We start from the raw sequence: 24,371 nt of genomic DNA, 5'->3' as shown, positions 1-24,371 counted from the left end.
CTTGGTCCGCCTCGTGCGGGAGAATGGGACATGTGACGAGGATCGTGATCATCGGTGGCGGACCAGGTGGCTATGAGGCGGCGCTGGTCGCCGCCCAACTAGGCGCGCAAGTCACGATGGTCGAACAGGACGGCCCGGGAGGCGCATGCGTGCTGACCGACTGCGTGCCCTCCAAGACCCTTATCGCCACCTCCGTGCGTAAACAGGCGCTGCTCGACGCCTCCTCGCTCGGCGTGGCCTTCTCCGGCGGGCCCGACGGCGACGCCGGGGTGGTGGGCGTCGATCTGCCGCTGGTCAACAAGCGGGTCAAGGAGCTGGCCCAGGCGCAGTCGGCCGACATCGCCACGCGGGTCGAAGCCGAGGGCGTCGAGATCGTCAAGGCGACCGGGCGGCTGGTGGATCCGCAGGTGGTGCGGGCCGGCGACCGGACGATCAGGGCCGACGTCGTGCTGCTCGCCACCGGCGCCACGCCGCGCGTGCTGCCCGGGGCCGAGCCCGACGGAGAGCGCATTCTCAACTGGCGCCAGCTCTACGACCTGGAGGAGCTGCCCGAGCACCTGATCGTGGTCGGGTCCGGGGTGACGGGGGCCGAGTTCGCGGGCGCCTACCGCTCGCTCGGGGCCGAGGTCACCCTGGTCTCCAGCCGCGACCGGATGATGCCCAACGAAGACGCCGACGGCGCCGAGGTGCTCGAAGAGGTCTACCGGCGGCGCGGGATGAACGTCATGGGCCGCTCCCGGGCCTCGTCCGTGAAGCGCACGGCCGACGGCGTGGTCGTCACGCTGGAAGACGGGCGCACCGCCGAGGGGTCGCACGCGCTGATGACGGTCGGCATGGTCCCCAACACCTCCGGCATCGGGCTGGAGGAGGCCGGGGTGCAGCTCGACCGGGGCGCATTCATCAAGGTCGACAAGGTCTCGCGCACGTCCGCGCCCGGCGTCTACGCCGCCGGCGACTGCACCGGCGTGCTCATGCTGGCCTCCGTCGCCGCCATGCAGGGCCGGATCGCGGTGTGGCACGCGCTGGGCGAGGCCGTGCAGCCGCTGCGGCTGGCCACGGTGGCCTCCAACATCTTCACCGACCCGGAGATCGCGGCCGTGGGCGTCGCGCAGCGGGCGATCGAGGCCGGGGAGATCGAGGCGAACGTGGTCAAGCTGCCGCTGGCCACCAACGCCCGGGCCAAGATGCAGGGGTTCAACGACGGGTTCGTCAAGCTGTTCTGCCGCCCGCACACCGGGATCGTGCTGGGCGGGGTCGTGGTGGCGCCGCGCGCCTCCGAGCTGATCCTGGCCGTGTCGGTGGCCGTGCAGCAGCGGCTCACCGTCGACCAACTGGCGCACACGTTCGCGGTCTATCCGTCGCTGTCGGGCTCGATCACCGAGGCGGCACGGCGGCTCATGCAGCCCGGGGTGTCCATCTAGCGGCGGCTAGGTGATCGCGGCCAGGCGGCGCACACCCTCACGGAGCTCGGCGAGGCCGGCGGTGGCGGCGAAGCCCAGGCGCAGGCAGGCGGCCGTGGGCTCGGCCGGGAAATAGCGGCTGCCCGCGTTGACGAGCACGCCCGCCGCCCTGGCCGCCTCGGCCACGGCCGTGTCCTGGAGGCCGGGCGGCAGCTCCACCCACAGATGCAGACCGGCCGACGGGTGGTGGGCGATCCGCCAGCCGGGCAACTCCGCGGCCAGGGCGTCGGCCAGCGCCGCGCGGCGCTCGCGCAGGGCCGTGGACAGGGCTCGCAGGTGGCGGTCCCAGCTCGGTGAGCCGAGCAGCTCGACCGCGGCCTCCTGCAGCGGGCGGGCGGTGAAGAAGTCGTCCACGAACCTCATGTCGCGCAGCCGTCGCAGCACCGGGCCGCGGGCGATCAGGGCGCCGATGCGCAGGCTGAGCGAGGCGGGCTTGGTGAGCGAGGCGAGGTGCACCACCGTGCCGTCGCGGTCGCCGGCGATCAGCGGGCGGGGGAGCGGACGGCCGTGGCCCAGGTGGCGGGCGTAGTCGTCCTCGACGAGGAACGCGCCCGCCGCGCGGGCCACGTCCACGATCTGGCCGCGCCGCTCGGGGGCGAGCACCGTGCCGGTCGGGTTGTGGCAGGACGGCTGGCAGTAGAGCAGGCGGGCGCCGGTCATGGCGAACGCGTCGGCCAGCAGGTCGGGGCGGATGCCGTCGGCGTCCATCGGCACGGGGACCGGCCGCAGCCCGGCCGCCCGCGCCGCCGACAGCGCGCCGGGGTAGGTCGGCGACTCCACCAGCACCGGCGCGCCCGGCGCGGCGAGCGCACGGAAGAGCAGGGAGAGCGCCCCCTGCCCGCCACTCGTGATCAGCACGTCCTCCGCGCGCACGGGCAGCCCTCTCGAGGCGCCACCCGTCACCTGCTCGTCGTCCGCACCCACGGGTGGCGGTTCCCATGGTGCCGCCCGCCATCTTGGCGAAGAGGGCGCGCAGCGGCGCCAGGCCCGCCACCGGTGCCCGGTCCCAGGCGTCGGGACGGCGGGCCGCCCTGGCCAGCGCGCCCGCCAGCGCCTTGCCGGGCTGGAGCGAGGGGTGGAGGTAGCCGCCCGCCAGTGAGATCGCCCCGGCGGGGCTCTCCGGAAGGGCGTCCTCCACGGGCGGGACGGGCCGGCGGCCCTCGGCGAGGGTGACCGCCTGCCAGGAGGTGTCGCCGGGCGCCTCGTCGTCGCCCGCCCGCCGGGGCGCCACGTACGTGCCGCTGCCCGGCCGGGTCACGACCACGCCCTCCGCGGCCAGGGCGGCGAAGGCGCGGGCCACGGTGACGGGGCTGACGCCGTGGCGGCGTACGAGGTCGCGGCTGGTGGGCAGGCGGGGCTGATCGGCGCCGAACCCTCGAACGTCGCCTTCGCCGGCAGCGCCACGCACGCCTACAGCAAGGCGCTGTCGGCGATCCCGTTCGAGCGCGGCGACGTCATCCTCACCACCCGCAACGACTTCATCTCCAACCAGATCGCGTTCCTCTCCCTGCGCGACCGCTTCGGGGTCGAGGTGGTGCACGCCCCCGACCATCCGGACGGCACCGGCGTGGACGTCGAGGCCATGGCGGCGCTCATGCGCTCGCGCCGCCCCCGCCTGGTCGCCGTCACACACGTGCCCACGAACTCCGGGCTCGTCCAGCCGGTGGCCGAGATCGGCCGCCACTGCCGGGAGCAGGGCCTGATCTACCTGGTGGACGCCTGCCAGTCGGTCGGGCAGTACCCGATCGACGTCGAGGAGATCGGCTGCGACCTGCTCACCGCCACCTGCCGCAAGTTCCTGCGCGGGCCGCGCGGCTCGGGCTTCCTGTACGTCTCCGGCCGCCTCCTGCGCGAGGGCTACGAGCCGCTCTTCATCGACATGTACGGCGCCCGCTGGACCGAACCGGGCCGCTACCGCCCGGTCGAGACGGCGGCCAGGTTCGAGGAGTGGGAATTCCCGTACGCGACCCTGCTCGGCTCGGCGGCGGCCGCCCGCTACGCCATGGACGTCGGCCTGGAGCCGGTCTCCCGGCGCACGCCGGCCCTGGCCGCGACCCTGCGCGACCGCCTGGCCGGCGTCGGCGGCGTACGCCTGCTGGACCGGGGCCCCGCCCCGGCCGCGCTGGTCACCTTCGCCATCGAGGGCTGGCGGCCCCAGCCGTTCAAGCAGGCCATGGACGCGCGGCGGATCAACTCCGCCCTGAGCCACCGCGAGTTCGCGCTCTTCGACTTCGGCGACAAGGACGTGGAGTGGTGCCTGCGCCTGTCGCCGCACTACTACAACACCGAGGAGGAGGTGGAGCTCGTGGCGTCGGCGGTGGCCGAACTCGCCGCGCGCTGAGCCCTTCGGACGGAGCTCCGGCTAACCGGTTGACCTTTGTTGGTATGGACACCAAACTAAGTCACGAGTTGGCGCAGCGTTTGAAGGAGCTTCCATGCCCTATCGCCCCCCACTGGTCGCGCACGAGTACTTCGTCGCGGACCCGCCCGAGTTGCCGGTCCGCGCACGAGGCGAGGGCGGCCTGTCCGCGCTGACCGCCGCCGAGCTGGTGGCGGCCGACGGTGCGGAGGTGATGCTCAAGGCGGTCACCTCGGCGGAGGAGACATTGGTCGTCCAGGTGGGCGTCGCGGGGGAGGGCGTCATCAGGGTCCGGCTGTCGGAGGACGCGACCGCCCGCCCCCGCTCGGAGGGGGCGATCTCGCTGGTGACGCCCGGCGCGTACTCAGGGGCACGTGCCGCGGCGGAGCCAGGGGAGCCTGTCGTGATCGACGCCGGCTCGCTGCGGGCCGAGATCAGCCTGGCGCCGTGGCACCTGCGCTTCACCGACGCGAGCGGGGCCACGCTGGTCGAGCAGGACCGGGGGCACACCGACATCAGCGGCCGGTTGCGTACGCTGCCGTTCGGCCGCTCGAGTTCCGCCGGCACGCCCGTCGCCTATCACGAGAGCTTCGCCGCCGCGCCCGACGAGGCGTTCGCCGGGTTCGGCGAGTCGTTCACCCGCCTGGACAAGCGCGGCCAGCGCCCGGTCATGTGGAACTTCGACGCCTTCGGGGCCGAGTCGCAGCGCGCGTACAAGAACGTGCCCCTCTACCTGTCCAGCAAGGGGTACGGGCTGCTCGTCGACACCGGCGCGCCCGCGGAGTTCGACATGTGCCAGTCCACGCACAGCGTGGTGCAGATCCTGGTGCCCGACGACGTCATGGACTACTACGTGATCGCCGGGCCGACGCCGTCGGAGGTCCTGGACCGTTACGACCACCTGACCTGCCGGCCCGCGCTGCCGCCCAAGTGGGCGTTCGGGACCTGGATCTCCTCCGGGTTCTGCGTGGACAGCCAGGAGCGCGTGCTGACCAGGGCGCGCACGATCAGGGAGCGCGGCATCCCCTGCGACGTGCTGCACCTCGACACCTACTGGCAGAGCGACGGGCACTGGTCGGACCTGCGCTGGGACCCGGTGAACTTCCCCGACCCGGACGCGATGCTGGCCGAGCTGGAGACGATGGGGTTCAGGGTCTGCCTGTGGATGAACCCCTACATCTCCCACCTCAGCCCGGCGTTCCGTGAGGGCGCCGACGCCGGATATTTCCTGAAAAACCAGGACGGAGACGCGTACGTCGCCGACTGCTGGCACGGCTCGTTCCCCGCCTGCGGCATCGTCGACTTCACCAACCCGGCCGCCGCCGCGTGGTTCAAGGACCTGCTGCGCCCGCTGCTGCGCCAGGGCGTGGCCGCGTTCAAGACCGACTTCGCCGAGGGCGTGCCGGCCGACGCGACGGCCTTCAACGGCATGAGCGGCACCGACCTGCACAACGTCTACACCCTGCTCTTCAACGACCTGGTCGCCGCCGTCACCCGTGAGGTCAACGGGCACGACCTGGTGTGGGCGCGGTCGTCGTACCTGGGCGGGCAGCGCCACAGCGCGCAGTGGGGCGGCGACACCTACACCGGCTACGCCGCCATGGGCAGCACGATCAGGGGCGGCCTCGCGCACGGTCTGTCCGGTGTGCCGTTCTGGAGCCACGACGCCGGCGGCTTCACCGGACGGCCCACCGACGACCTGTACGTCCGCTGGGCCCAGTTCGGCGCGCTCTCCCCGCTGCTGCGCCTGCACGGCACGACCTCCCGCGAGCCGTGGGAGTTCCCCGAGGTCGAGGCGGAGGCCGTGAGCGCGCTCAGGCTGCGCTACCGGCTGATGCCCTACATCTACTCGGCGGCCGTCGAGGCCGCGCGCACCGGCGCGCCGATGATGCGCGCGATGTGCGTCGACTTCCCCGCCGACCCCGTGGCCTGGCAGGCCGACCTGCAGTACCTGCTCGGCCGCGACCTGCTCGTCGCCCCCATGACCGCGCCGGAGGGCACCCGGCAGGTGTACCTGCCGCGCGGCCGGTGGGTGGACTACTGGACGGGTGAGGTGCTCGACGGCTCCCGCTACGTCCCGGTCAGCAAGCCGCTCGACCAGATCCCCCTCTTCGTCCGGTACGGCGCGCTCATCCCCGTCCAGGAGCAGCAGGACAGGGTGGACGTGCCCGCCGAGATCACGCTCGTCGCCTTCGGGGGCGGCGAGGGAACCGCCGAAATCCACGACGCGGACGGCGTGACGGTCGCCGTCGCCACCAGGGACGGCGACGAGCTGCGTGTCGCCGTCACCGGCCCGAAACGCGTCACCGGGGTCCAGATCGTCCCGGTGACCGAAGCTCCCACGCGGGCCGTCATCTCGTAACACCCCCTGGAGGGATCATGGTCAAACTAAGAGGCGCCGCGGTGCTGGCCGCCGCCGCGCTCGCGCTGTCGGCCTGTGGCTCGAGCTCCGGCTCGGGGGCCCCGAGCCCGAGCGGCACCCAGCCGCGCGTATTGAAGCTCTGGCACTACGAGAGCGCCGAAAGCGCCATGGGCAAGGCGTGGGCCGAGGCGATCAAGAAGTTCGAGGCGTCGCACCCGAACGTCACCGTCAAGTTCGAGGAGAAGGGCTTCGAACAGATCCAGAAGACGGCCAGCATGGTGCTCAACTCGGACGAGGCGCCCGACATCATGGAGTACAACAAGGGCAACGCCACGGCCGGGCTGCTGTCCAAGCAGGGCCTGCTCACGGATCTGAGCGAGGAGGCCACCAAGCGGGGCTGGGACAAACTGCTGCCGGGCGGCCTGCAGACCACGGCCAAATATGACGACCGGGGCGTGATGGGCACCGGGAAGTGGTTCGGCGTGCCGAACTACGGCGAGTTCGTGATGGTCTATTACAACAAGGACCTGTTCGCCAAGCACAAGGTCGAGGTCCCGACGACGTTCGAGCAGTTCACGGCGGCGCTGGACACGTTCGTCAAGGCCGGGATGACCCCCATCGCGAACGCCGGCGCCGAATACCCGGCGCAGCAGATCGTCTACCAGCTCGCGCTCTCCAAGGCGCAGAAGCCGTGGCTGGACGCGTTCCAGTCCTACAAGGGCAAGGTCGACTTCCACGGTCCCGAGTTCACCTACGGCGCCGACACGTTCGCCGACTGGGTGAAGAAGGGCTACCTGGACAAGAAGTCGAGCGGGCTCAAGGCCGAGGACATGGGCGTGGCGTTCATGAAGGGCGAGTTCCCCATCGTGATCAGCGGAAGCTGGTGGTACGGCCGCTTCGCCTCGGAGATCAAGAACTTCGAGTGGGGCCACTTCCTGTTCCCCGGCGCCACCATGTCGCCCGGTTCGAGCGGCAACATCTGGGTCGTGCCCGAGAAGTCGGAGAACAAGGACCTGGCCTACGACTTCATCGACGTCACGATGAGCAAGGACATCCAGAACCTGCTCGGCAACTCCGGCGGCGTCCCCGTGGCCGCCGACCCGGCCGCGATCACCGACGCCAAGAGCAAGGAGCTCATCGAGAGCTTCAACAAGCTCACCGCCGCCGACGGCCTGGCCTTCTACCCCGACTGGCCGGCGCCGGGCTACTACGACGTGCTGGTGGCCGGGGTCCAGAACCTCATCAACGGCAGCAAGACCTCTGCCCAGGTGCTGGACGAGATCGCCAAGCCGTACGAGGACAACCTCGCCGACATTGGCAACTAGATGAGAGTGCGCACGAGGGGATACTGGCTCTACCTGATCCCCAGTCTGCTGCTGTTCCTGGCCGTCATCGTCGTGCCGTTCCTGATGAACGTGGGCGCGAGCTTCACCCGCTGGTCGGGGGTGGGCACGCCCCGGTGGATCGGGCTCGACAACTACACCAGGCTGCTGGCGGACGAGCGGTTCTGGCAGTCGTTCCAGCACAACGTGGGCCTGGTCGTGGCCATGGCCATTGTGCCGACCGCGATCGGTCTCGTGCTGGCGGCCGCCCTGTTCGACTACATCGGCAAGCGGTTCGGGACGCGGACGGCCTCCGCGCTGCGCGCGATGTACTACCTGCCGCAGGTGCTGCCGGTGGCCGTGGCCGGCGTGGTGTGGGGCTGGATGCTGCACCCGTCGTACGGCGCCGTCAACCAGATCTTCGGCCTGGACCTCGACTGGCTCGGCGACCCCGACCTGGCGCTGGCCACGGTCATGGCGGTCATGGTCTGGTTCCAGCTCGGCTACCCGGTCGTGATCTTCATGGCCGGGCTGCAGCGGGTGGACCCCTCCTACTACGAGGCGGCCGAGATCGACGGGGCCTCGTGGGGGCGCAGGTTCTGGCACATCACGATCCCGCAGATCCGGCCGGAGATCTTCGTGGTGCTGCTGACGTGCACGATCGCCGCGCTGAAGGTGTTCGGGCCGATCTTCGTGCTGACCCGCGGAGGGCCCGGGAACGCGACGATGGTGCCGTCGTACTTCTCGTACCTGAACTTCTTCCAGAAGAGCAACGTCGGGTACGGGTCGGCGATCGCCACGGTGCTGGCGCTGATCATCATCGTGGTCACGTTCCTGTTCCTGCGGGTCCAGGAGCGTGAGCAGTGAGGAGCCCCGGACGCTGGGCGGTGCTGTTCGCGCTGGTCGTGCTGGCGGTCGTGATGATCTTCCCGTTCGCGATCGTGACGATCAACGCGGTCAAGTCGCCGGCCGAGTACAGCTCGAACGGGCCGCTCAGCCTGCCCGACGGGCTCTACCTCCAGGGGATCATCGACTTCTGGAACCGGGTGGAGTTCGGCACGAAGCTCTGGAACAGCTTCGTCATCAGCGCGTCCGTGGCGGTGCTCGCGGTCGTGCTGTCGGTGCTCAACGCGTACGCGCTGGGCATCGGCAGGGTGAAGGGCCGGCTGTGGATCCTCGTGCTGTTCCTGGTGGCCAACACGCTGCCGCAGGAGGCGCTGGCCTATCCGCTGTACTACCTGGCCAAGGCCGTCGATCTGTACGACACCCAGCTCGCCGTGATCATCATCATGACGGCGATCCAGGCGGCGTTCGGCACGTACCTGCTGAGCGCGGTGCTGGGCCAGTTCCCGAAGGAGATCCTGGAGGCGGCGGCCATCGACGGCGCGGGGCGGCTGCGCTCGCTCTGGCGGATCGTGGTGCCGATCAGCCGGCCCACGATCAACGTCCTGCTGATCTTCTTCTTCATCTGGACCTGGAACGAGTTCTTCCTGCCGCTGATCTTCCTGATCTCGAACGACACCCAGACGGTGCCCGTGGCGCTCGGTGTCCTTCAGGGCGAGAGGTACATGGACGCCACCATGTCCAGCGCCTCGGCCCTGCTCGGCGTCGCGCCGGCGGTCGCCTTCTTCCTGATCTTCCAGCGCACGCTGACCCGAGGTGTGACGGTCGGCGCCATCAAGTGATGGAGAACCCTCCAAAATGCGAAAAATCCCGTTATTAGCGACTCTCACCCTGGCGGCCTCGCTGCTCGCCGTGCCACCCGCGCAGGCCGCCGCCCACCCCTTCCAGAACCCGGCCCTGCCGCTGGAGCAGCGGGTGAACGACCTGCTCGGCCGGCTCACGCTGGACGAGAAGCTGAGCCTGCTGCACCAGTCGCAGCCGGCGATCCCCCGGCTCGGCATCGCCTACCACAAGAACGGCACCGAGGCCCTGCACGGCGTCGCGTGGTCGAACCACCTCAACGACAACTGGAACCAGAAGTTCGCCAGCGGCACCGTGTTCCCGCAGGCGGTGGGCCTGGCCAGCACCTGGGACCCGGCGCTGATCAAGAAGGTCGGCTCGGCGGTCGGAGACGAGACCCGCGGGTACAACGCCGTCGATCCGATCCTGTGGGGGCTGCAGGTGTGGGCCCCCGTGGTCGACCTGATCCGCGACCCGCGCGCGGGCCGCAACGAGGAGGGCTACTCGGAGGACCCGCTGCTGACCGGGGCCATCTCGACGGCGTACGGCAAGGGGCTGCAGGGTGACGATCCCTTCTACCTCAAGGCCGCACCCGTGCTGAAGCACTACCTGGCCTACAACAACGAGACCAACCGGAGCCTGACCTCCTCCAACCTGACGCCGAAGCTCAAGCACGAGTACTACGAGCCGGCGTTCAAGGCGGCCATCTCGGCCGACGCCGCGACCGGGGTGATGGCGTCGTACAACCTGGTCAACGGGCGGCCCAACCACGTCAACCCCGACCTGAACACCGCGGTCAGGTCGTGGACCGACAAGACGCTCTACAACCCCAGCGACGCCTGGGGGCCGCACGCGCTCACCGACCTCGAGCGGTACTACGACAACAAGCCCGAGGCGTTCGCGGCCGTGCTGAAGGCGGGGCTCGACAGCTTCACGATCGACGGCAGCGACATCGGGCCCATGGTCACGAACCTGAAGGCCGCGCTCGACCAGGGCCGCATCACCGTGGCGGACGTGGACAAGTCGGTACGCGGCGTGCTGTCCATCCGGACGCGGCTCGGGCACTTCGATCCGGACGGCGGGCCGTACAAGAAGATCACGGCCGACGTGATCAACAGCGCCGCGAACAAGAAGCTCAACCGGGAGACGGCGGGCAAGGCGGCCGTGCTGTTGCGCAACTCCGGGGTGCTGCCGCTGGCCAAGCCCGCGTCGGCGGCCGTGGTCGGGCCGCTGTCCGGGAAGTTGTACCGGGACTGGTACTCGGGGCAGTTGCCGTACCAGGTGACGCCGCTCGACGGGATCAAGGAGCGGGTCGGCGACGTGACCACCGGCCAGGGGCTGGAGCGGATCGCGCTCAAGCACGTGGCCTCCGGCAAGTACATCACCGCCACCGGCACCGGGCCCGACGCCAACGCCGGGCTGATCGACACGGCTCCCGGCGCGGCCTCGCAGTGGGACCTGACCGACTGGACCGGCGGCGTGTCCACGCTGCGCAACGCGGGCAACGGCCGGCTGCTGGGCGGCGACTGGCGCTCGCTCGACACCGACGACGCCGAGCCCGACGGCTGGTACGTCTCCCAGCAGTTCGCCCTCGAGAGGCAGTCCGACGGCTCCCACCTCATCAGGTACGCCGGTTACGAGACGGTCGAGAGCTGGTTCGGCCTGCCCGACGCGTACGTGGGCGTCTCCGCCGACGGCACGCTCGGCCTGGTGCCCAAGGCGCAGGCGGCGAAGTTCGCCAAGGAGGTCGTCTCCGACGGCGTGGCCGAGGCCGCCGCGCAGGCCGCCAGGGCCGAGGTCGCGGTCGTCGTGGTGGGCAGCCACCCGTTCGTGGCCGGCCGCGAGTTCCACGACCGTGACAACCTGCAGCTCGGCGAGGGCCAGCGGCGGCTGATCGAGGCCGTGCGCAAGGCCAACCCGCGCACGGTGGTCGTCCTGGAGACCAGCTACCCGGTCATCGTGGACGCGCCGACGCTGCTGTGGAGCACGCACGCGGGCGCGGAGACCGGGCACGCCATCGCCGACGTGCTGTTCGGCGACGTCAACCCGGCCGGCCGGCTCACCCAGACCTGGCCGGCGAGCGACCAGCTCCCGAGCATCCTGGACTACGACCTGGCCAAGACCGGGATGACGTACCTGTACGGGAGGTCCAAGCCGCTCTACGCCTTCGGGCACGGGCTGAGTTACAGCTCGTTCGCGTACCAGGGGCTGAGCGTCCAGGGCGAGAAGGTGAGCGTCAAGGTCACCAACACCGGCCGGGCCAAGGGCGACGAGGTGGTCCAGCTCTACACCCACCAGCGCGACTCCCGCTTCACGCAGCCGGTCAAGCAACTGCGCGGGTTCCAGCGGGTCACGCTGAACCCGGGCGAGACACGTACGGTCACCATCCCGCTGAAGCGCGCCGACCTGGCCGTCTGGGACTACACGCGGAACAAGTGGGCCGTCGAGACCGCCACCCACGACGTCCTCGTCGGCTCGGCCTCCGACAGGATCCGCCAGTCCACCACGCTGCGCGTGACCGGCGAGAGCATCCCCGTGCGCGACCTGACCAGGACGACCCGGGCGATGGACTTCGACGACTACTCGGGCGTCGCGTTCGCCGACGAGGCCAAGAGCGGCGGCGAGGTAGTGGAGGGCTCGGCGGGCGACTGGATCTCCTTCACCGGCGCCGCGTACGGCTCCCGCTTCACCGCCGCGGTGGCGTCGGTGAGCGGCGGGTCCATCGAGCTGCGCTCGGGCTCGCCGGCCGGGCGACTGCTCGCGACCGCGCAGGTGCCCGCCACGGGCGGCATCTACCAGTACGGCACCACGAGCGCCGCCGCCGTGGCGGGCAAGGGGAGCCTGTACGTGGTGTTCAAGGGCGATTTGCGGATCAAGGACTTCTCCTTGGCCCGATAGCGGCCCGATGACCGTTCGATGAGCTCCGTGGCGGCCGCGGGCATGGCGTGGCCGCCACGGAATCCTCCATTGGGTAGTAGTGTTATCCAATAGTCAGATAGTGCTGCTATCCAATGGAGTGGTGATGACCCTGATCGTTCTACTGGTGGCCACGCTGGTGTTCCGGCTGCTGGGCCTGCTGGGCGTGGCCCGGTTCGGCACCTGGCGGATCAGCGCCGCCCACGGGCTGGCCGTCATGCTCGTCATGACGGCCAGCGCCCACTTCGTCCCGGCCGGCGTCACGTTCATGCCCACCAGTGCCGACATGGTCGCCATGGTGCCGCCGTTCGTGCCGTTCCCGCTGTTCATGGTGTATCTGACGGGCGTGCTCGAACTGGCCGGGGCGGTGGGTCTCGTGCTCGGGCGGACCCGCTGGGCCGCCGGGATCTGCCTGGCGCTGCTGTTCGTGCTGCTGCTGCCGGCCAACGTCCACGCCGCCGTGGCCGGGGTCGGCCTCCCGTCGCCGCTGTGGCAGCGGATTCCCGAGCAGGTCCTCTACATCGCCATCGCCCTCTGGGCGGCCGTTTCGTCAGCGAATCGTCCAACCGCCGTCGATGACCAGCGTGTGCCCAGTGATCAGGGAGGCCGCCGGTGAGGCCAGGAAGAGCACGGCTCCGGCGACGTCCATGGGCTCGCCGATGCGGTGCAGCGCCGCGATGCGCTCGATGACGTCGGCCTCGAACGCCGGGTCGGACAGGGCCGGCTCGGTGCCCGGGGTGCGGATGAAGGTCGGGGCCACGTTGTTCACGGTGATGCCGTGCGGGCCCCATTCGACGGCGAGGCAGCGGGTGAGATGGGCGATGGCCGCCTTCGTCATGCAGTAGACGGCTTCGCCGGGCAGGGCCACCTCGCCCGCCTGTGAGCCGACGTTGACGATCCGGCCGTGTCCCTGCCCGATCATGACGCGCCCGGCGGCCTGACTGGCCAGGAACGTGCCCTTGAGATTGACCTGTAGCGTGCGGTCGAAGTCCGCCTCGGTCACGTCCTCGGCCGGGTTGCCGGGCGCGACGCCGGCGTTGTTGACGAGGAGGTCGATCCGGCCGAACCGCTCCGTCGCGGCCCGGACCGCGCCGGCGATCTGGGCGGGCTCGGTCATGTCCATCTGGACGGGCAGCGCGGCCCGTCCCAGCCGCTCGATCTCGCCGGCCAGCCCGCCGTCCTCGTTGACGTCCCGCAGGCCCAGTACGACGTCGGCTCCCGCGTTGGCCAGCGCCAGGCAGATGGCCCTGCCGAGACCCCGTGCGGCCCCTGTGACCAGCGCGATCTTCCCGTCCACCCGGAACTCGGGATAGTCCATGCTCTGCCCCTTAATTCGTTGTGTGTCCAAACTATTGACCTTCGATGCGCGGTTGTGTGAGCCTTCAGAGGAAAGCTCATGCGCGAAGGCGCGGCGACGGTCAGGGTCCTGCATTCTGCTCGTGCATGGCGGTCATCTGACGCCTTTGGGGCGCCTGCTGGCGTGCCTGGAAAGGAAGAGCCGCGCATGCGAAGAAGATTATTCGTCATGCTCACGACCGCCGCCGTCCTGCTCGTGGCGGCCGTCGTGCGGATGTCGCCGGTCTCGGCGGTCGCCTCGGATCCGTACGCGTACAAGAACGTCCGGATCGACGGCGGCGGCTTCGTGCCAGGGATCATCTTCAATCCGACGGAGCGCAACCTCATCTACGCCCGGACCGACATCGGCGGCGCGTACCGGTGGAGCCAGTCCACCAGGTCCTGGACGCCCCTGCTCGACTGGGTGGGCTGGGACAAATGGGGCTACAACGGCGTGATCAGCCTGGCCACCGACCCCGTGCAGACCAACCGCGTGTACGCCGCCGTCGGCATGTACACCAATAGCTGGGACCCCAACAACGGCGCCATCCTGCGCTCGACGGACAAGGGCGACACCTGGCAGGTCACCGCGCTGCCGTTCAAGCTGGGCGGCAACATGCCCGGCCGCGGCATGGGCGAGGCGCTGTCGGTCGACCCGAACGACAACCGGGTCCTCTACTTCGGCGCCCCCAACGGCAACGGCCTGTGGCGCAGCACCGACTACGGCGCCACCTGGTCGAAGGTGACGAGCTTCCCCAACGCCGGCAACTACGCCCAGGACCCGAGCGACCCCAACGGCTACCTGAGCCACCGGCCCGGTGTGGTCTGGGTGACCTACGACAAGCGCTCGTCCAGCGCGGGCGCCGCCACCCGGACCATCTACGTGGGCGTCGCCGACAAGGACAACACCGTCTACCGCACCACGGACGGGGGCGCCACCTGGTCGCGGCTGGCCGGCCAGCCCACCGGATACCTGGCGCACAAGGGCGTGCTCGACACGGTCAACGGCTACCTCTACCTCGCGACCAGCGACACCGGCGGCCCGTACGACGGGGCCAAGGGCGACGTGTGGCGCTACGCCACCGCGACCGGCGCCTGGACCCAGATCAGCCCCATCCCGTCCTCCAGCGCCGACGACTACTTCGGCTACAGCGGCCTGACCATCGACCGGCAGGACCCGGCCACGATCATGGTGGCCACGCAGATCTCGTGGTGGCCGGACGTCATCTTCTTCCGCTCCACCGACTCCGGCGCCACGTGGACCCGGGTGTGGGACTGGACGTCGTACCCGAACCGCAGCTTCCGCTACACGATGAACGTCACCGAGAACCCGTGGCTGACCTTCGGCACCAACCCGCAGCCGCCCGAGGTCACGCCCAAGCTCGGCTGGATGACGGAGTCGCTGGAGATCGACCCGTTCGACTCCAACCGCATGATGTACGGCACCGGCGCGACGGTCTACGGCACCGAGAACCTCACCCAATGGGACTCGGGCGGCCAGTTCACCATCAGGCCCATGGCCAAGGGCCTGGAAGAGACCGCGGTCCTCGACCTCATCAGCCCGCCCAGCGGCGCGCCCCTGGTCAGCGGCCTGGGGGACATCGCCGGCTTCCGCCACACCAACCTGGACGCGGTGCCGTCGATGATGTTCACCGCCCCGAACTTCACCTCCACCACCAGCCTGGACTACGCGGAGAGATCCCCCTCGATCATGGTCAGGGCGGGCAACTTCACCGACGCCGACCGCCCGAACGACAGCCACGTCGCCTTCTCCACCGACGGCGGCGCGAACTGGTTCCAGGGCACGGAGCCGGGCGGCGTCAACGAGGGCGGCACGGTCGCCGCGGCGGCCGACGGCTCCCGCTTCGTCTGGGCCCCCAAGGGCGTGACCCCCGTCTACTCGGTCGGCTACGGAAACTCCTGGCAGACGGCCTCCGGCCTGCCCACCGGTGCCACCGTCGAGTCCGACCGGGTCGACCCGATGAAGTTCTACGGCCTCAGCGGCGGCCGCCTGTACGTCAGCACGAACGGCGGCGCCACCTTCACCGCCACCGCCGCCACGGGCCTGCCCGCGACCGCCACCAAGTTCAAGGCCGTGCCCGGCGTCGAGGGCGACCTCTGGCTGGCCGGCGAGGGCGGCCTGTGGCACTCGACCAACAGCGGGGCGGCCTTCACGAAGGTGTCCGGGGTCACGAGCTCGGTGAACGTCGGCTTCGGCAAGGCGGCGCCAGGGGGGACGTACCTGGCGGTCTTCGCGGTCGCCACGATCGACGGCGTCACCGGCCTGTACCGCTCCGACAACGGCGGCGGCGGCTGGGTCCGCATCAACGACGACAAGCACCAGTGGGGCAACATGGGCGAGGCGCTGACCGGCGACCCGCGCGTGTACGGCCGCGTCTACCTGGGCACGAACGGCCGCGGCATCATCTACGGCGACCGCACCGGCCCGCCCGTGACGGTCACCCCCACGCCCACCGTCACCCCGACGGTCACCCCGACGGTGACGCCCACCGTGACGCCCACCGTCACTCCGACCGTCACCCCGACGACCGGCACCGGCTGCACGGCCACGTACGCACCCGGCAACTCGTGGCCGGGCGGCTTCCAGGCGAACGTCACCGTCAGGAACACCGGCTCCGCGCCGATCACCGGCTGGCGGGCGACGTGGACCTGGCCGGGTGACCAGAAGATCACCAACATCTGGGGTGGCACCCAGACCCAGACGGGCACCAGCGTCACGGTCACGAACGCCGGCTACAACGGCAACGTGGCGGCCGGGGCGACGACGTCGTTCGGCTTCAACGGCAGCCACACCGGCACCAACACCCCACCCGCGACCCTCACCTGCACCCCGGTCTAACCCGCGGAACAAGGGGAGGCGCCGCCCGCATTGGGAGCTGCGGGCGGCGCCTCTCATCGTCTCGACGGCCAAGCCGTTCAGGGATCCCGCCCGGCCGTCCCGGAACGCCGACGGCGCTTCTGAGCGGGCTAGCCGACGAAGATGTCCTCCGGCAGGAAGGCCGACACCAGGAAGCTGGGCACGTCCACGAGCTGGCTGACCTTGAGGTCGACGGCGACGCTGCAGATCGCGTACGCCTGCTGCGCGCTCCACCCCCGGTCCCCGAGATGGTCGATCATCTCCAGCAGCGCGTTGCGGGCCGCCAGCGTCGCGTCCTCGGCCACCACCTCGCCGTCCCGGCTCACCGACATCCCGGTGGTGGCGTAGAACCGGCGCGGGGCCGCGAACGGCGCCGCCACCCAGTAGTCCGTCCGCGCGAACCGCGGCCCCCTGATGCCCTTCGCCGCCGCCTCCCCGGCGTGCACCCTGAAGCGCACCCGGAGCGTGGCGTTCATCTCGATGGCCGTCCCGCACGCCTCGCAGTCGCCCTGCGCGAAGTGGGCGTCCCCGGCGGAGAACAGCGCCCCGGGCGTGTCCACCGGCACGTACAGCCGGGTCCCGGCCCCGAGTTGCTTGATGTCGACGTTGCCCGCCTGCTCGCGCGGCGGGATCGTCCGCAGCCCCGTGGCCCCCGTGACGGCGGGCACGGCCCCGGCGGGGGAGGGCGGCAGCACGAAACCGCCGCGTTCGAGCGCCGCCTGCTCGCGCGCGGTGATCCTGGCCAGCGAGGCGTGCCCGGGTGACAGCCCGATCGTGCCCATGAACGGCGCCGCCGGGATCCGCACCCCCGGCAGGTCCTCCGACTCCGCCCAGCCCTCCGCGAGCCGCCAGCGCACGATGAACGGCTCGGGGAACACATCGCGCAGGAACCCGAAGCCGGGCACCTGCACGGTGTAGCCGTAGCCGGCCGGGGCGACCTCGATGATCTCGATCTCCAGCAGGTCGCCGGGCTGCGCGCCCTCCACGTACACGGGGCCGGTGAGCGGGTGCACCACGTCGAGGTCAGGGGCCTCGACGGTCTTCAGCGTGGCGTCCGGGCCCATCTGGCCGTCGAAGGCGTCTCTGGTCTCCATGACGACCTCGTCGCCGGGCTCGCAGCGTACGACGGGCGGGATGTCCGGATGCCAGCGGTTGTGGCCGGTGCCGGGCTCGTCGCGAAGGGGGAGGGCGGGGTTGATGCGGATCTCGTGTACGGCCATGGCGGGCCCCCTCAGACGACGCGTGTGATCGCCACGCTCTGCCCGGCCCTCCCGGCTGTCAAGAGGACCGCGTCATCGCGGGAGTTTCCCGCTCGTCATCGACCTGCTGCATAACCAGGCTTCCTGCTCCGTGGGAAGTTCGCCGAGGGCGTTGCCCGTGGCCACGTCCCAGATCTTCACGGTGCCGTCGTCGCCGGCGATGATCACGGCCGGCCGGTCGCCCATGGTGGTGACGGCGAGGTGCCGCACGGAGCCACCCTCCCGGTCCTCGGCGGAGGTGGTCGTCGACCGGTCGGGGGTGAGGTCGAGCACCTTGAGGGCGCCGTTGTGGCCGACGGTCACGACCACCGGCCGACCATCGAACGCCACCACGGCAGCCATGCGGACGGCGTCGGTATGACCGGTGAACGGCCCGGCCGTCCGCGTCCCCGAGCCGAGATCCATACGCGGACGGCCTTGTCGGATCCGCCGGTGACCAGTGTCGGACGGCCGCCGACAGGCGAGGTGGCGACCGCGGTGACCCCGTCGGTGTGCCCGGTGAGCGGATCACCGACCTGCTTCCCGGTGGACACGTCCCACACCCTGACGGCCGGCGGTCTCGTCGGCCCGCCGCTCCGACGACAGGTCCCACATCCGTATCGTGTGGTCGTCGCTGCCGGAGAGGGCCACCGGCCGCCCCTCCACCACCGCCGTCGCGATCGCCGTCACCCAGTCGGTGTGGCCTCTGAACGGCTCGCCGACCCGCTGACCGGACACCAGATCACACACTCGTACGATCCCGTTGTCGCCACCGGCGAAGATCGCCACCGGCCGGTCGTCCACGACCGCGGTCGCCATCGCCCACACCCGATCGGTGCGGCCGGTCCGTGGCACCCCCACCGGCTCGCCGAACGCCAGGTCGCCCGCCGGCCGACTGGTCCACGCCAACGCCCACCAGGGCATCCTCGGGGAACGGACTCCGGGCCGCGCCTGATCGGGAGGACATGGTGGGCATGCTAGCCGCCACCCCTGACAGAGATCCGCGGAGAAGGCGCCCGCCCCTGATCGACGCCGGTTTCGTGGAGGTCTGCGGCTTCCTCTTCGTCCGCGGGTGCACGCGGTGCGGGCCTCGTTTGGTACGGTCGCGGGATTGTTCTGGCTGCTGGGAGCCATGAGGAGGTTTTCGTCAATGGCATGTCGTATCAGTGAGCTCGTGCTCGGTTGCCGCGACCCTGAGGTGCTGGCGCGGTTCTGGTGTGAGGTCCTGGACTTCGTCGTGCTCGATCGCGAGGACGACGGCACGCTGGAGATCGGGCCGCGCGAAGGGTTCGGCGGTCCGCAGCCGACGATCATCCTCAGCCGCAGGGATGAGCCGGAGCAGGGGAAATCCCGGCTGCACATCGACGTCAACGCCACCGACCGCGATCAGGACGCCGAACTCGAACGCCTTCTGAAGCTCGGTGCCCGCCGGGCCGACATCGGCCAGACGGGGCAGGAGCAGTGGCACGTCCTGGCCGACCCGGAAGGCAACGAGTTCTGTCTCCTCAAAGCCCGCCTCAACCCCCTCTGACACCCATCGGCCACGCGGGGCCTGCCGCGAGCCCGGTGCGACGGGCGGGTCGTGATCGTGAAGTAGGTGGGGTTCCGCCGGCCCGCCCGGTAGCCGGGTGACGGGTGGGCCGGGTTGGGAAGGATGCCCGAGTGAGGAGCGCGTTTTCAGCCTTTGACCGCTCCCACGATCACGCCCTTGGTGAAGTGGCGTTGCACCAGCGGGTACATGATCAAGGCCGGGACCACGGCGATCACCACGATCGCCATCTTGATGGCCAGGGTCGGGGGTGCGTCGCCCGTCACGCCCGCCGTCGCCGCCGGCAGTGGGTTCGAGTCCACCACGTACTGGCGCAGGATCAGCGCCAGCGGCCACTTGCGCGTGTCGTCGATGTACAGCATCGCGTTGAACCACGCGTTCCAGTAGCCGACCGCGTAGAACATCGCCACCACCGCCGTCACCGCCTTCGACATCGGCAGTACGATCCGCCACAGGATGCGGAACTCGCCGGCCCCGTCGATGCGGGCGCTGTCCAGGACCTCCCCGGGGATGTTCATGAAGAACGAGCGCAGCACCACCACGTTGAACGCCGAGATCGCCGTCGGCAGGATCAGCGACCAGTAGCTGTCCTTCAGGCCCAGCCCGCTCACCATCAGGTACACCGGGATGATGCCGGGGAAGAACACGAACATCAGCAGCACGCTGAACAGCAGCGGCCGGTGCAGGAACGAGCCGGGGCGCGACAGCGAATATGCCCCCAGGATGCTCACCCCGGCGCTGATCAGCGTGCCCACGACGGTCACGCCGGTGCTGACCAGTACGGCCCGGCTGACCACGGTGTCGGAGAAGATCTGCCGGTACGCCTCGAACGTGATCCCGTCCGGCACGAGGACGAGCCCGCCCGCCTTGTTGACGGTGGCGGAGGAGCTGAGGCTGGTCAGGAGGATCGTGTAGAGCGGCCCGAGCACGACCGTGACGATCAGCGTCACCAGCGTGCCCTTGCCGAGCTGCCCGACCGGTGAGGGCCGTTCCTCCCAGGGCGCCAGCCCCGCCGGCTTCCCACGGCCGGGCCCGGCCGGCTTCCCGCGGCCGGCCTGCGCCGGCCTCCCGCCGCCGGCCTCCGTCTGCTTCCCGGGGCCGGTCGGTTTTCCGGGGCGGAGCTTGGATGTCAGTCCCGTCATGACCGTGAATACACTCCTCGCTCGCCGAACGCGTGCGCCACCCGGTTGGCCGCCACGATGAGCAGCAGCCCCACCAGGCCCTTGAACAGCCCGGCCGCGGCCCCGTACCCGAGGTCGCCGGTACGCAGGCCCGACCAGTAGACGAACGTGTCGAACACCTCGGACGCCGAGCTGCCTACGGCGCTGCGCTGCAGCATGAACTGTTCGAACCCGACGTTCAGGGCGTCGCCGAGCCGCAGGATCAGCAGCAGGACGATCACCGGCCGCAGGCCGGGCAGCGTGATGTGCCACATGCGCCGCCACCGGCGGGCTCCGTCCACGGCGGCGGCCTCGTACAGGTTGGGGTCGATGGTGCTCAGCGCGGCCAGGAAGACGATCGCGCCCCAGCCGGCGTCCTTCCAGATGGTCTGGGAGGTGATGAGCAGGATGAACGTGTCGGAGTTCGTCATCCAGTCGACGGCGTCGCGGCCGTTCTCCCGCAGGATCTGCGCCAGCAGGCCGGCCCCGCCGAACATCTGCTGGAAGATGGCCACGACCAGCACCCAGGAGAAGAAGAACGGCATGTAGACGACGCCCTGGACGAACGCCCTCAGGCGGGCCGAGGCGAGGCTGTTCAGCAGCAGCGCCAGCATGATCGGCACGGGGAAGTAGAAGATGAGCTGGAAGGCGGTGATCGACAGGGTGTTCGCGATCGCGCGCAGGAACTGGGGGTCCTCGAAGAGCAGCGCGAAGTTCGTGAAGCCGATGATCGGACTGCCGAGGATGCCGTCGGTGTAGGGGTTGTAGTCCTGGAAGGCGATCACGTTGCCGAGCGCCGGGATCCACCAGAAGGCCAGGACGACCAGCAGCATCGGCAGGTTCATGACCAGCAGGGGCCAGTCCCTGCGCAGCTTGGCCCGCCAGGTCGGCTCGTGTGACGCGGCGGCCGGTCCGGACGGGGACGCGCCGCGCCGGACGGGCCGCTTGGTGGTCACCGCGCCCATGCGAGACTCCTCATGGGTGTTACAACCTGCCGTTCTCGCGCGCGACCTTCATGTAGAACTCGCGGGCCTCGTTCCCACCCTGGTCCTGCCATTCCTTGACGATCTTGGGCCACTCGGAGACCGGGCGCTTGCCGCGGAAGATCTCCTGCATCTTGTCCTCGGTGGGCGTGGCCAGCCCGGCCATCTTGGAGGGCGTCTCCACCCGGATCCCCACGAACGGGTCGTTCTCCAGGAGCTTCGACGCCTTGGTCGACCAGTCCCACAGGCTCTGGACGAGGCCCTCGTACTGGCTCTTCTCGTTGGCGTTCGGGCGGCCCGACAGGAACATGTACGTGGGCGCGACCTCCTTGCGCCCGAGCGCGGTCTGCTTCACCTTGCCGCCGTCGATCGTGTAGTGCTTGCCCTCGACGCCGTTGAAGACCAGCTCGTACTCCTGCGTGCCGAACGGCGCCGAGGCCCAGTTGGACAGCGCGAGCAGCTCGCGGGTGCGGGCGTCGCCGAGGCCCTTCTTGATGAAGACGAACATGCTGGCGGGCTCGTTGCGCCACATGATCGGGGTGCCGCCCGCGTGCGCGGGGTAGGGGTCGACGATCTGCATGTCGAACTTCGGGTTGTCGGCCTGGAAGCGGCCCAGGGCCTCGTGCCAGGCGCCGAGCCCGTCACGGTAGACGATCATCTCGCCGCTGCCGAAGATGCCCTTGTTGTCGGCGTCCTTGTTGGCCACGATGTCCGGGTGGATGTAGCCGGCGTCGAAGAGCTTGGTCATGAACTCGATGTGGGTGGCCCACTCGGCGGTCTCGTACTTGTACTCGAGCGTGCCGTCGCTCTTCTTGCGCCACTCGCGCGGCGCCCCGAAGGCCCGCTGGAGCTCCTGCTCCAGGCCGCCGCCGAACGCCCAACGCTTCTTCTTGGGGTCGGTGATCGCCTTGCCGAGCGTGACGAGGTCGTCGCCGCTCCTGGGGTGCTGCAGGCCGAGCTCCTGCAGGATGTCCTGGCGGACGAAGGTGGCGAAGGGGAACGGGTCGTTCTGCCACGGGATGCCCTGCAGGACGCCGCCGAAGACGCCGTACTGCCAGGCGGCGGTGTCGTAGTTGGCCAGCAGCGGGAACTCCTTGGCCTTGTCCCCGGCCAGGTACGGCGACAGGTCGGCGAAGAGCTTGTTGGCCGCCTCGGTGAAGTGGGCGATCTTGATGAGCTCCCAGTTCGGGACCATGACCATTTCCGGCACGTCGCCGCTGGCCAGGACCGTGCTGAGCTTCTGCCCGTAGGTGTTGCCGTCTGAGATGTTGAACCGGACGGTCCCGCCGAGGCGCTCGTTGACGGTGTCGTAGTAGGAGTTGGCGCCCAGCCCCGGGGGCACGGTGCCCCACAGCGGCGTCATCGCGGTCACCTCCTTGCCGCTGGTCAGCGGTTTGGTGGTGACGGCCTGCACCATGTCGGCCGGGCGGGTCAGGAAGCCGGGCGCGACGAACTCGCTGCCGGGCAGGTCGGGCTTCAGTCCGGGGATCTGGAACGGGATCTTGGTCGGAACCAGGCTCTTGAGCTTGTCCGCGGCCACGGCCGTGCCCTTGGACACCTGTCTCTTCTCGGCGCAGCCCGCGACCAGAACGCTCGCTCCGACCAGGCCGAGGAACCCGCGGCGACTCGGGGAGATTGGCATCGCCCGCTCCTTTCTTCGAGTGGGGGGTGCCTTTGAAAATTAGTTGGTATTCCGGCCAAACAAATTAGTAGACTGTGACCGTAGCCACAAGACGCTTCGATGGTCACAGGTTGGTGCCAATGAGAGATCCGCGCGGCGCGTCGCCGAGCGGGTCTCTGGTTGGTGAAGGGAGCCCGCTATGCGGCATGCTGGGGTCACTTCTTGGCGGGAACGGGGCTGATTTTGATCACTTCTACGACCGGCCCTCAGCCGGCCGACTTCGCCGACGTACGGGCCACCAACCTCGCGGTCGTGCTGCGGTTCGTCCGCGAGCACGCCCCGTGCTCGCGCGCCGACATCGCGGCCTCCACCGGGCTGAACAAGGCGACGGTGTCCAGTCTGGTCGCGGACCTCATCGACCGGCGGCTGGTCCGCGAGACCGGGCTGACGGAGAACCGGGTCGGCCGGCCGGCCACGATGCTCGTCCTCGACGGCTCGCCCTACGCGGCCATCGGGGTCGAGATCAACGTCGACTCCGTCTCCGCCGTGGCCACCGGCCTGGCGGGGGAGCGGTTGCTGACGTGGCGGCGCTCGTTCTCGGCGGGCGACTCGGTCAACCAGGGTATGGCGGGCGTCGGGGCCATCGTCCGGCGGGTGGTCAGCCGGATGGCCAAGGAGGAGCGCCAGGTGCTCGGCCTGGCCGTGGCGGTGCCGGGGCTGGTCGACGTCCAGGGCACCGTGCGCATCGCGCCCAACCTCGGCTGGCGCGACGCCGACATCGGCGGTGACCTGGCCAAGGCGCTGCGCGATCCCGGCTTCCCGATCCAGGTCGACAACGACGCCAACCTCGCGGCCCTGGCCGAGCAGCGCTTCGGCGCCCATTCGGGGGCCTCCGACCTGGTCTATCTCACCGGGGAGATCGGCGTGGGCGCGGGCGTCATCCTGGACGGCCGGCTCCGGCGCGGCGGCCTCGGTTACAGCGGCGAGATCGGCCACGTCCAGCTCGACCCCGAAGGCCCCGAGTGCCACTGCGGCCGGCGCGGGTGTCTGGAGGCCATGGCGGGGATCGGCGCCGTGCTCCAGAGCAAGGACCCCTCACCGGCGGAGATCCAGGTCGAGATCGAGGAGGTCGTACGCCTGGCGCGGGCGGGCGACCCGGGCACCGTGGCCACGCTCGACTCCGTGGGCGCGAACCTGGGCAAGGGCGTGTCGATCCTGGTCAACCTGCTCAACCCCGAGGTGCTGATCCTCGGCGGCTACTACGTCCCGCTGGCGCCCTGGCTGCTGCCCGCGATCCAGGAGGAGCTGGCCGACCGCGTCATCGCCGCCGAGGCCGGTGGCTGCCAGGTGGTGGCCTCGACGCTGGGTCACGACGCCGCCGCGCTGGGGGGCGCGGCCCGCGTTCTCGACTCGATCGATTCGGGAAGATTGCCGGGAGGATTCGCGCGAATCCCTTGACCTTGGTCACGGGGACGTGCACCCTTCAGTCAACCCACCGAAATGTC

Annotated in this window: 20 protein-coding genes; 10 read left to right on the top strand and 10 right to left on the bottom strand. The window is 70.1% G+C overall.

Features of this window, described 5'->3' with window-relative positions; all coding sequences use genetic code 11:
• Positions 1 to 32: 32 nt before the first annotated feature.
• Positions 33 to 1,421, top strand: coding sequence for an NAD(P)H-quinone dehydrogenase (locus AB0I15_RS08575; protein ID WP_358091892.1), 1,389 nt, complete (start codon positions 33 to 35; stop codon positions 1,419 to 1,421).
• 6 nt (positions 1,422 to 1,427) lie between these two features.
• Here AB0I15_RS08575 and AB0I15_RS08570 read toward each other — a convergent pair whose 3' ends face one another.
• Complete coding sequence (locus tag AB0I15_RS08570; protein ID WP_358091890.1) at positions 1,428 to 2,384, bottom strand: PLP-dependent aminotransferase family protein; 957 nt, start codon at positions 2,382 to 2,384, stop codon at positions 1,428 to 1,430.
• Positions 2,385 to 2,778: 394 nt separating this feature from the next.
• Between AB0I15_RS08570 and AB0I15_RS08565 the strand changes: the two genes are divergently transcribed.
• The 6 genes from AB0I15_RS08565 to AB0I15_RS08540 all read left to right on the top strand — a co-directional run bounded on the left by AB0I15_RS08565 (position 2,779) and on the right by AB0I15_RS08540 (position 12,084).
• A complete protein-coding gene (locus tag AB0I15_RS08565; protein WP_358091888.1) occupies positions 2,779 to 3,801 on the top strand; it encodes an aminotransferase class V-fold PLP-dependent enzyme in 1,023 nt (340 codons plus the stop codon).
• A gap of 94 nt (positions 3,802 to 3,895) precedes the next feature.
• Complete coding sequence (locus AB0I15_RS08560; RefSeq protein ID WP_358091886.1) at positions 3,896 to 6,181, top strand: TIM-barrel domain-containing protein; 2,286 nt, start codon at positions 3,896 to 3,898, stop codon at positions 6,179 to 6,181.
• A 17-nt stretch (positions 6,182 to 6,198) separates the two neighbouring features.
• Entirely contained in the window at positions 6,199 to 7,506 is a 1,308-nt protein-coding gene (locus AB0I15_RS08555) for an extracellular solute-binding protein (RefSeq protein WP_358091884.1), read from the top strand.
• The gene (locus AB0I15_RS08550; protein ID WP_358091882.1) at positions 7,507 to 8,370 is read left to right on the top strand and encodes a sugar ABC transporter permease; all 864 of its coding nucleotides are present in this window, start codon (positions 7,507 to 7,509) and stop codon (positions 8,368 to 8,370) included.
• Positions 8,367 to 9,188, top strand: a complete 822-nt coding sequence (locus tag AB0I15_RS08545; protein ID WP_358091880.1) for a carbohydrate ABC transporter permease — start codon at positions 8,367 to 8,369, stop codon at positions 9,186 to 9,188. Before AB0I15_RS08550 ends, AB0I15_RS08545 begins: the two co-directional genes overlap by 4 nt.
• 70 nt (positions 9,189 to 9,258) lie before the next feature.
• A complete protein-coding gene (locus AB0I15_RS08540; RefSeq protein ID WP_358091876.1) occupies positions 9,259 to 12,084 on the top strand; it encodes a glycoside hydrolase family 3 C-terminal domain-containing protein in 2,826 nt (941 codons plus the stop codon).
• A 93-nt stretch (positions 12,085 to 12,177) separates the two neighbouring features.
• Here AB0I15_RS08540 and AB0I15_RS08535 read toward each other — a convergent pair whose 3' ends face one another.
• Both AB0I15_RS08535 and AB0I15_RS08530 read right to left on the bottom strand, forming a co-directional pair.
• Complete coding sequence (locus tag AB0I15_RS08535) at positions 12,178 to 12,603, bottom strand: hypothetical protein (RefSeq protein ID WP_358092192.1); 426 nt, start codon at positions 12,601 to 12,603, stop codon at positions 12,178 to 12,180.
• A 49-nt stretch (positions 12,604 to 12,652) separates the two neighbouring features.
• Entirely contained in the window at positions 12,653 to 13,420 is a 768-nt protein-coding gene (locus AB0I15_RS08530) for a 3-oxoacyl-ACP reductase family protein (protein WP_358091874.1), read from the bottom strand.
• 186 nt (positions 13,421 to 13,606) lie between these two features.
• On the opposite strand from AB0I15_RS08530, the gene AB0I15_RS08525 reads away from it, so the two are divergent.
• Entirely contained in the window at positions 13,607 to 16,297 is a 2,691-nt protein-coding gene (locus AB0I15_RS08525; protein ID WP_358091872.1) for a cellulose binding domain-containing protein, read from the top strand.
• Positions 16,298 to 16,425: 128 nt separating this feature from the next.
• Here the strand turns inward: AB0I15_RS08525 and AB0I15_RS08520 are convergent, their stop codons facing one another.
• The 4 genes from AB0I15_RS08520 to AB0I15_RS08505 form a co-directional block, all read right to left on the bottom strand.
• Entirely contained in the window at positions 16,426 to 17,535 is a 1,110-nt protein-coding gene (locus AB0I15_RS08520) for an acetamidase/formamidase family protein (RefSeq protein ID WP_358091870.1), read from the bottom strand.
• A 72-nt stretch (positions 17,536 to 17,607) separates the two neighbouring features.
• Positions 17,608 to 17,979, bottom strand: coding sequence for a hypothetical protein (locus tag AB0I15_RS08515; protein ID WP_358092202.1), 372 nt, complete (start codon positions 17,977 to 17,979; stop codon positions 17,608 to 17,610).
• The gene (locus AB0I15_RS08510; RefSeq protein ID WP_358091868.1) at positions 17,874 to 18,107 is read right to left on the bottom strand and encodes a hypothetical protein; all 234 of its coding nucleotides are present in this window, start codon (positions 18,105 to 18,107) and stop codon (positions 17,874 to 17,876) included. Before AB0I15_RS08510 ends, AB0I15_RS08515 begins: the two co-directional genes overlap by 106 nt.
• Complete coding sequence (locus AB0I15_RS08505) at positions 18,082 to 18,462, bottom strand: hypothetical protein (RefSeq protein ID WP_358091866.1); 381 nt, start codon at positions 18,460 to 18,462, stop codon at positions 18,082 to 18,084. Before AB0I15_RS08505 ends, AB0I15_RS08510 begins: the two co-directional genes overlap by 26 nt.
• 241 nt (positions 18,463 to 18,703) lie before the next feature.
• On the opposite strand from AB0I15_RS08505, the gene AB0I15_RS08500 reads away from it, so the two are divergent.
• The gene (locus AB0I15_RS08500) at positions 18,704 to 19,084 is read left to right on the top strand and encodes a VOC family protein (RefSeq protein WP_358092190.1); all 381 of its coding nucleotides are present in this window, start codon (positions 18,704 to 18,706) and stop codon (positions 19,082 to 19,084) included.
• Positions 19,085 to 19,230: 146 nt separating this feature from the next.
• Here AB0I15_RS08500 and AB0I15_RS08495 read toward each other — a convergent pair whose 3' ends face one another.
• From AB0I15_RS08495 to AB0I15_RS08485, 3 genes are read right to left on the bottom strand one after another with little or no spacing between them, the layout of a single operon-like run.
• Positions 19,231 to 20,244 (bottom strand): carbohydrate ABC transporter permease, encoded by a 1,014-nt coding sequence (locus tag AB0I15_RS08495; protein WP_358091864.1) that lies wholly within the window; start codon positions 20,242 to 20,244, stop codon positions 19,231 to 19,233.
• Positions 20,241 to 21,227, bottom strand: a complete 987-nt coding sequence (locus AB0I15_RS08490) for an ABC transporter permease subunit (RefSeq protein ID WP_358091862.1) — start codon at positions 21,225 to 21,227, stop codon at positions 20,241 to 20,243. Before AB0I15_RS08490 ends, AB0I15_RS08495 begins: the two co-directional genes overlap by 4 nt.
• Positions 21,228 to 21,246: 19 nt before the next feature.
• Positions 21,247 to 22,887 (bottom strand): extracellular solute-binding protein, encoded by a 1,641-nt coding sequence (locus AB0I15_RS08485; protein WP_358091860.1) that lies wholly within the window; start codon positions 22,885 to 22,887, stop codon positions 21,247 to 21,249.
• 222 nt (positions 22,888 to 23,109) lie between these two features.
• On the opposite strand from AB0I15_RS08485, the gene AB0I15_RS08480 reads away from it, so the two are divergent.
• A complete protein-coding gene (locus tag AB0I15_RS08480; RefSeq protein ID WP_358091858.1) occupies positions 23,110 to 24,324 on the top strand; it encodes an ROK family transcriptional regulator in 1,215 nt (404 codons plus the stop codon).
• The last annotated feature ends 47 nt before the right edge of the window (positions 24,325 to 24,371 follow it).

It is taken from the genome of Nonomuraea sp. NPDC050643, assembly GCF_040654715.1.
In the GTDB taxonomy this organism is placed as follows: domain Bacteria; phylum Actinomycetota; class Actinomycetes; order Streptosporangiales; family Streptosporangiaceae; genus Nonomuraea.
The sequence above is the reverse complement of the archived record's forward strand: the minus strand, read 5'-3'. Positions and strand labels throughout refer to the sequence as shown.

Excerpts from the sequence above, each read along its gene's own strand:
- AB0I15_RS08520 (WP_358091870.1), bottom strand. The coding sequence starts at position 17,535 with ATGGCCGTACACGAGATCCGCATCAACCCCGCCCTCCCCCTTCGCGAC.
- AB0I15_RS08530 (WP_358091874.1), bottom strand. The coding sequence starts at position 13,420 with ATGGACTATCCCGAGTTCCGGGTGGACGGGAAGATCGCGCTGGTCACA.
- AB0I15_RS08525 (WP_358091872.1), top strand. The coding sequence starts at position 13,607 with ATGCGAAGAAGATTATTCGTCATGCTCACGACCGCCGCCGTCCTGCTC.
- AB0I15_RS08485 (WP_358091860.1), bottom strand. The coding sequence starts at position 22,887 with ATGCCAATCTCCCCGAGTCGCCGCGGGTTCCTCGGCCTGGTCGGAGCG.
- AB0I15_RS08560 (WP_358091886.1), top strand. The coding sequence starts at position 3,896 with ATGCCCTATCGCCCCCCACTGGTCGCGCACGAGTACTTCGTCGCGGAC.
- AB0I15_RS08490 (WP_358091862.1), bottom strand. The coding sequence starts at position 21,227 with ATGGGCGCGGTGACCACCAAGCGGCCCGTCCGGCGCGGCGCGTCCCCG.
- AB0I15_RS08500 (WP_358092190.1), top strand. The coding sequence starts at position 18,704 with ATGGCATGTCGTATCAGTGAGCTCGTGCTCGGTTGCCGCGACCCTGAG.
- AB0I15_RS08495 (WP_358091864.1), bottom strand. The coding sequence starts at position 20,244 with ATGACGGGACTGACATCCAAGCTCCGCCCCGGAAAACCGACCGGCCCC.
- AB0I15_RS08555 (WP_358091884.1), top strand. The coding sequence starts at position 6,199 with ATGGTCAAACTAAGAGGCGCCGCGGTGCTGGCCGCCGCCGCGCTCGCG.
- AB0I15_RS08515 (WP_358092202.1), bottom strand. The coding sequence starts at position 17,979 with ATGGATCTCGGCTCGGGGACGCGGACGGCCGGGCCGTTCACCGGTCAT.
- AB0I15_RS08550 (WP_358091882.1), top strand. The coding sequence starts at position 7,507 with ATGAGAGTGCGCACGAGGGGATACTGGCTCTACCTGATCCCCAGTCTG.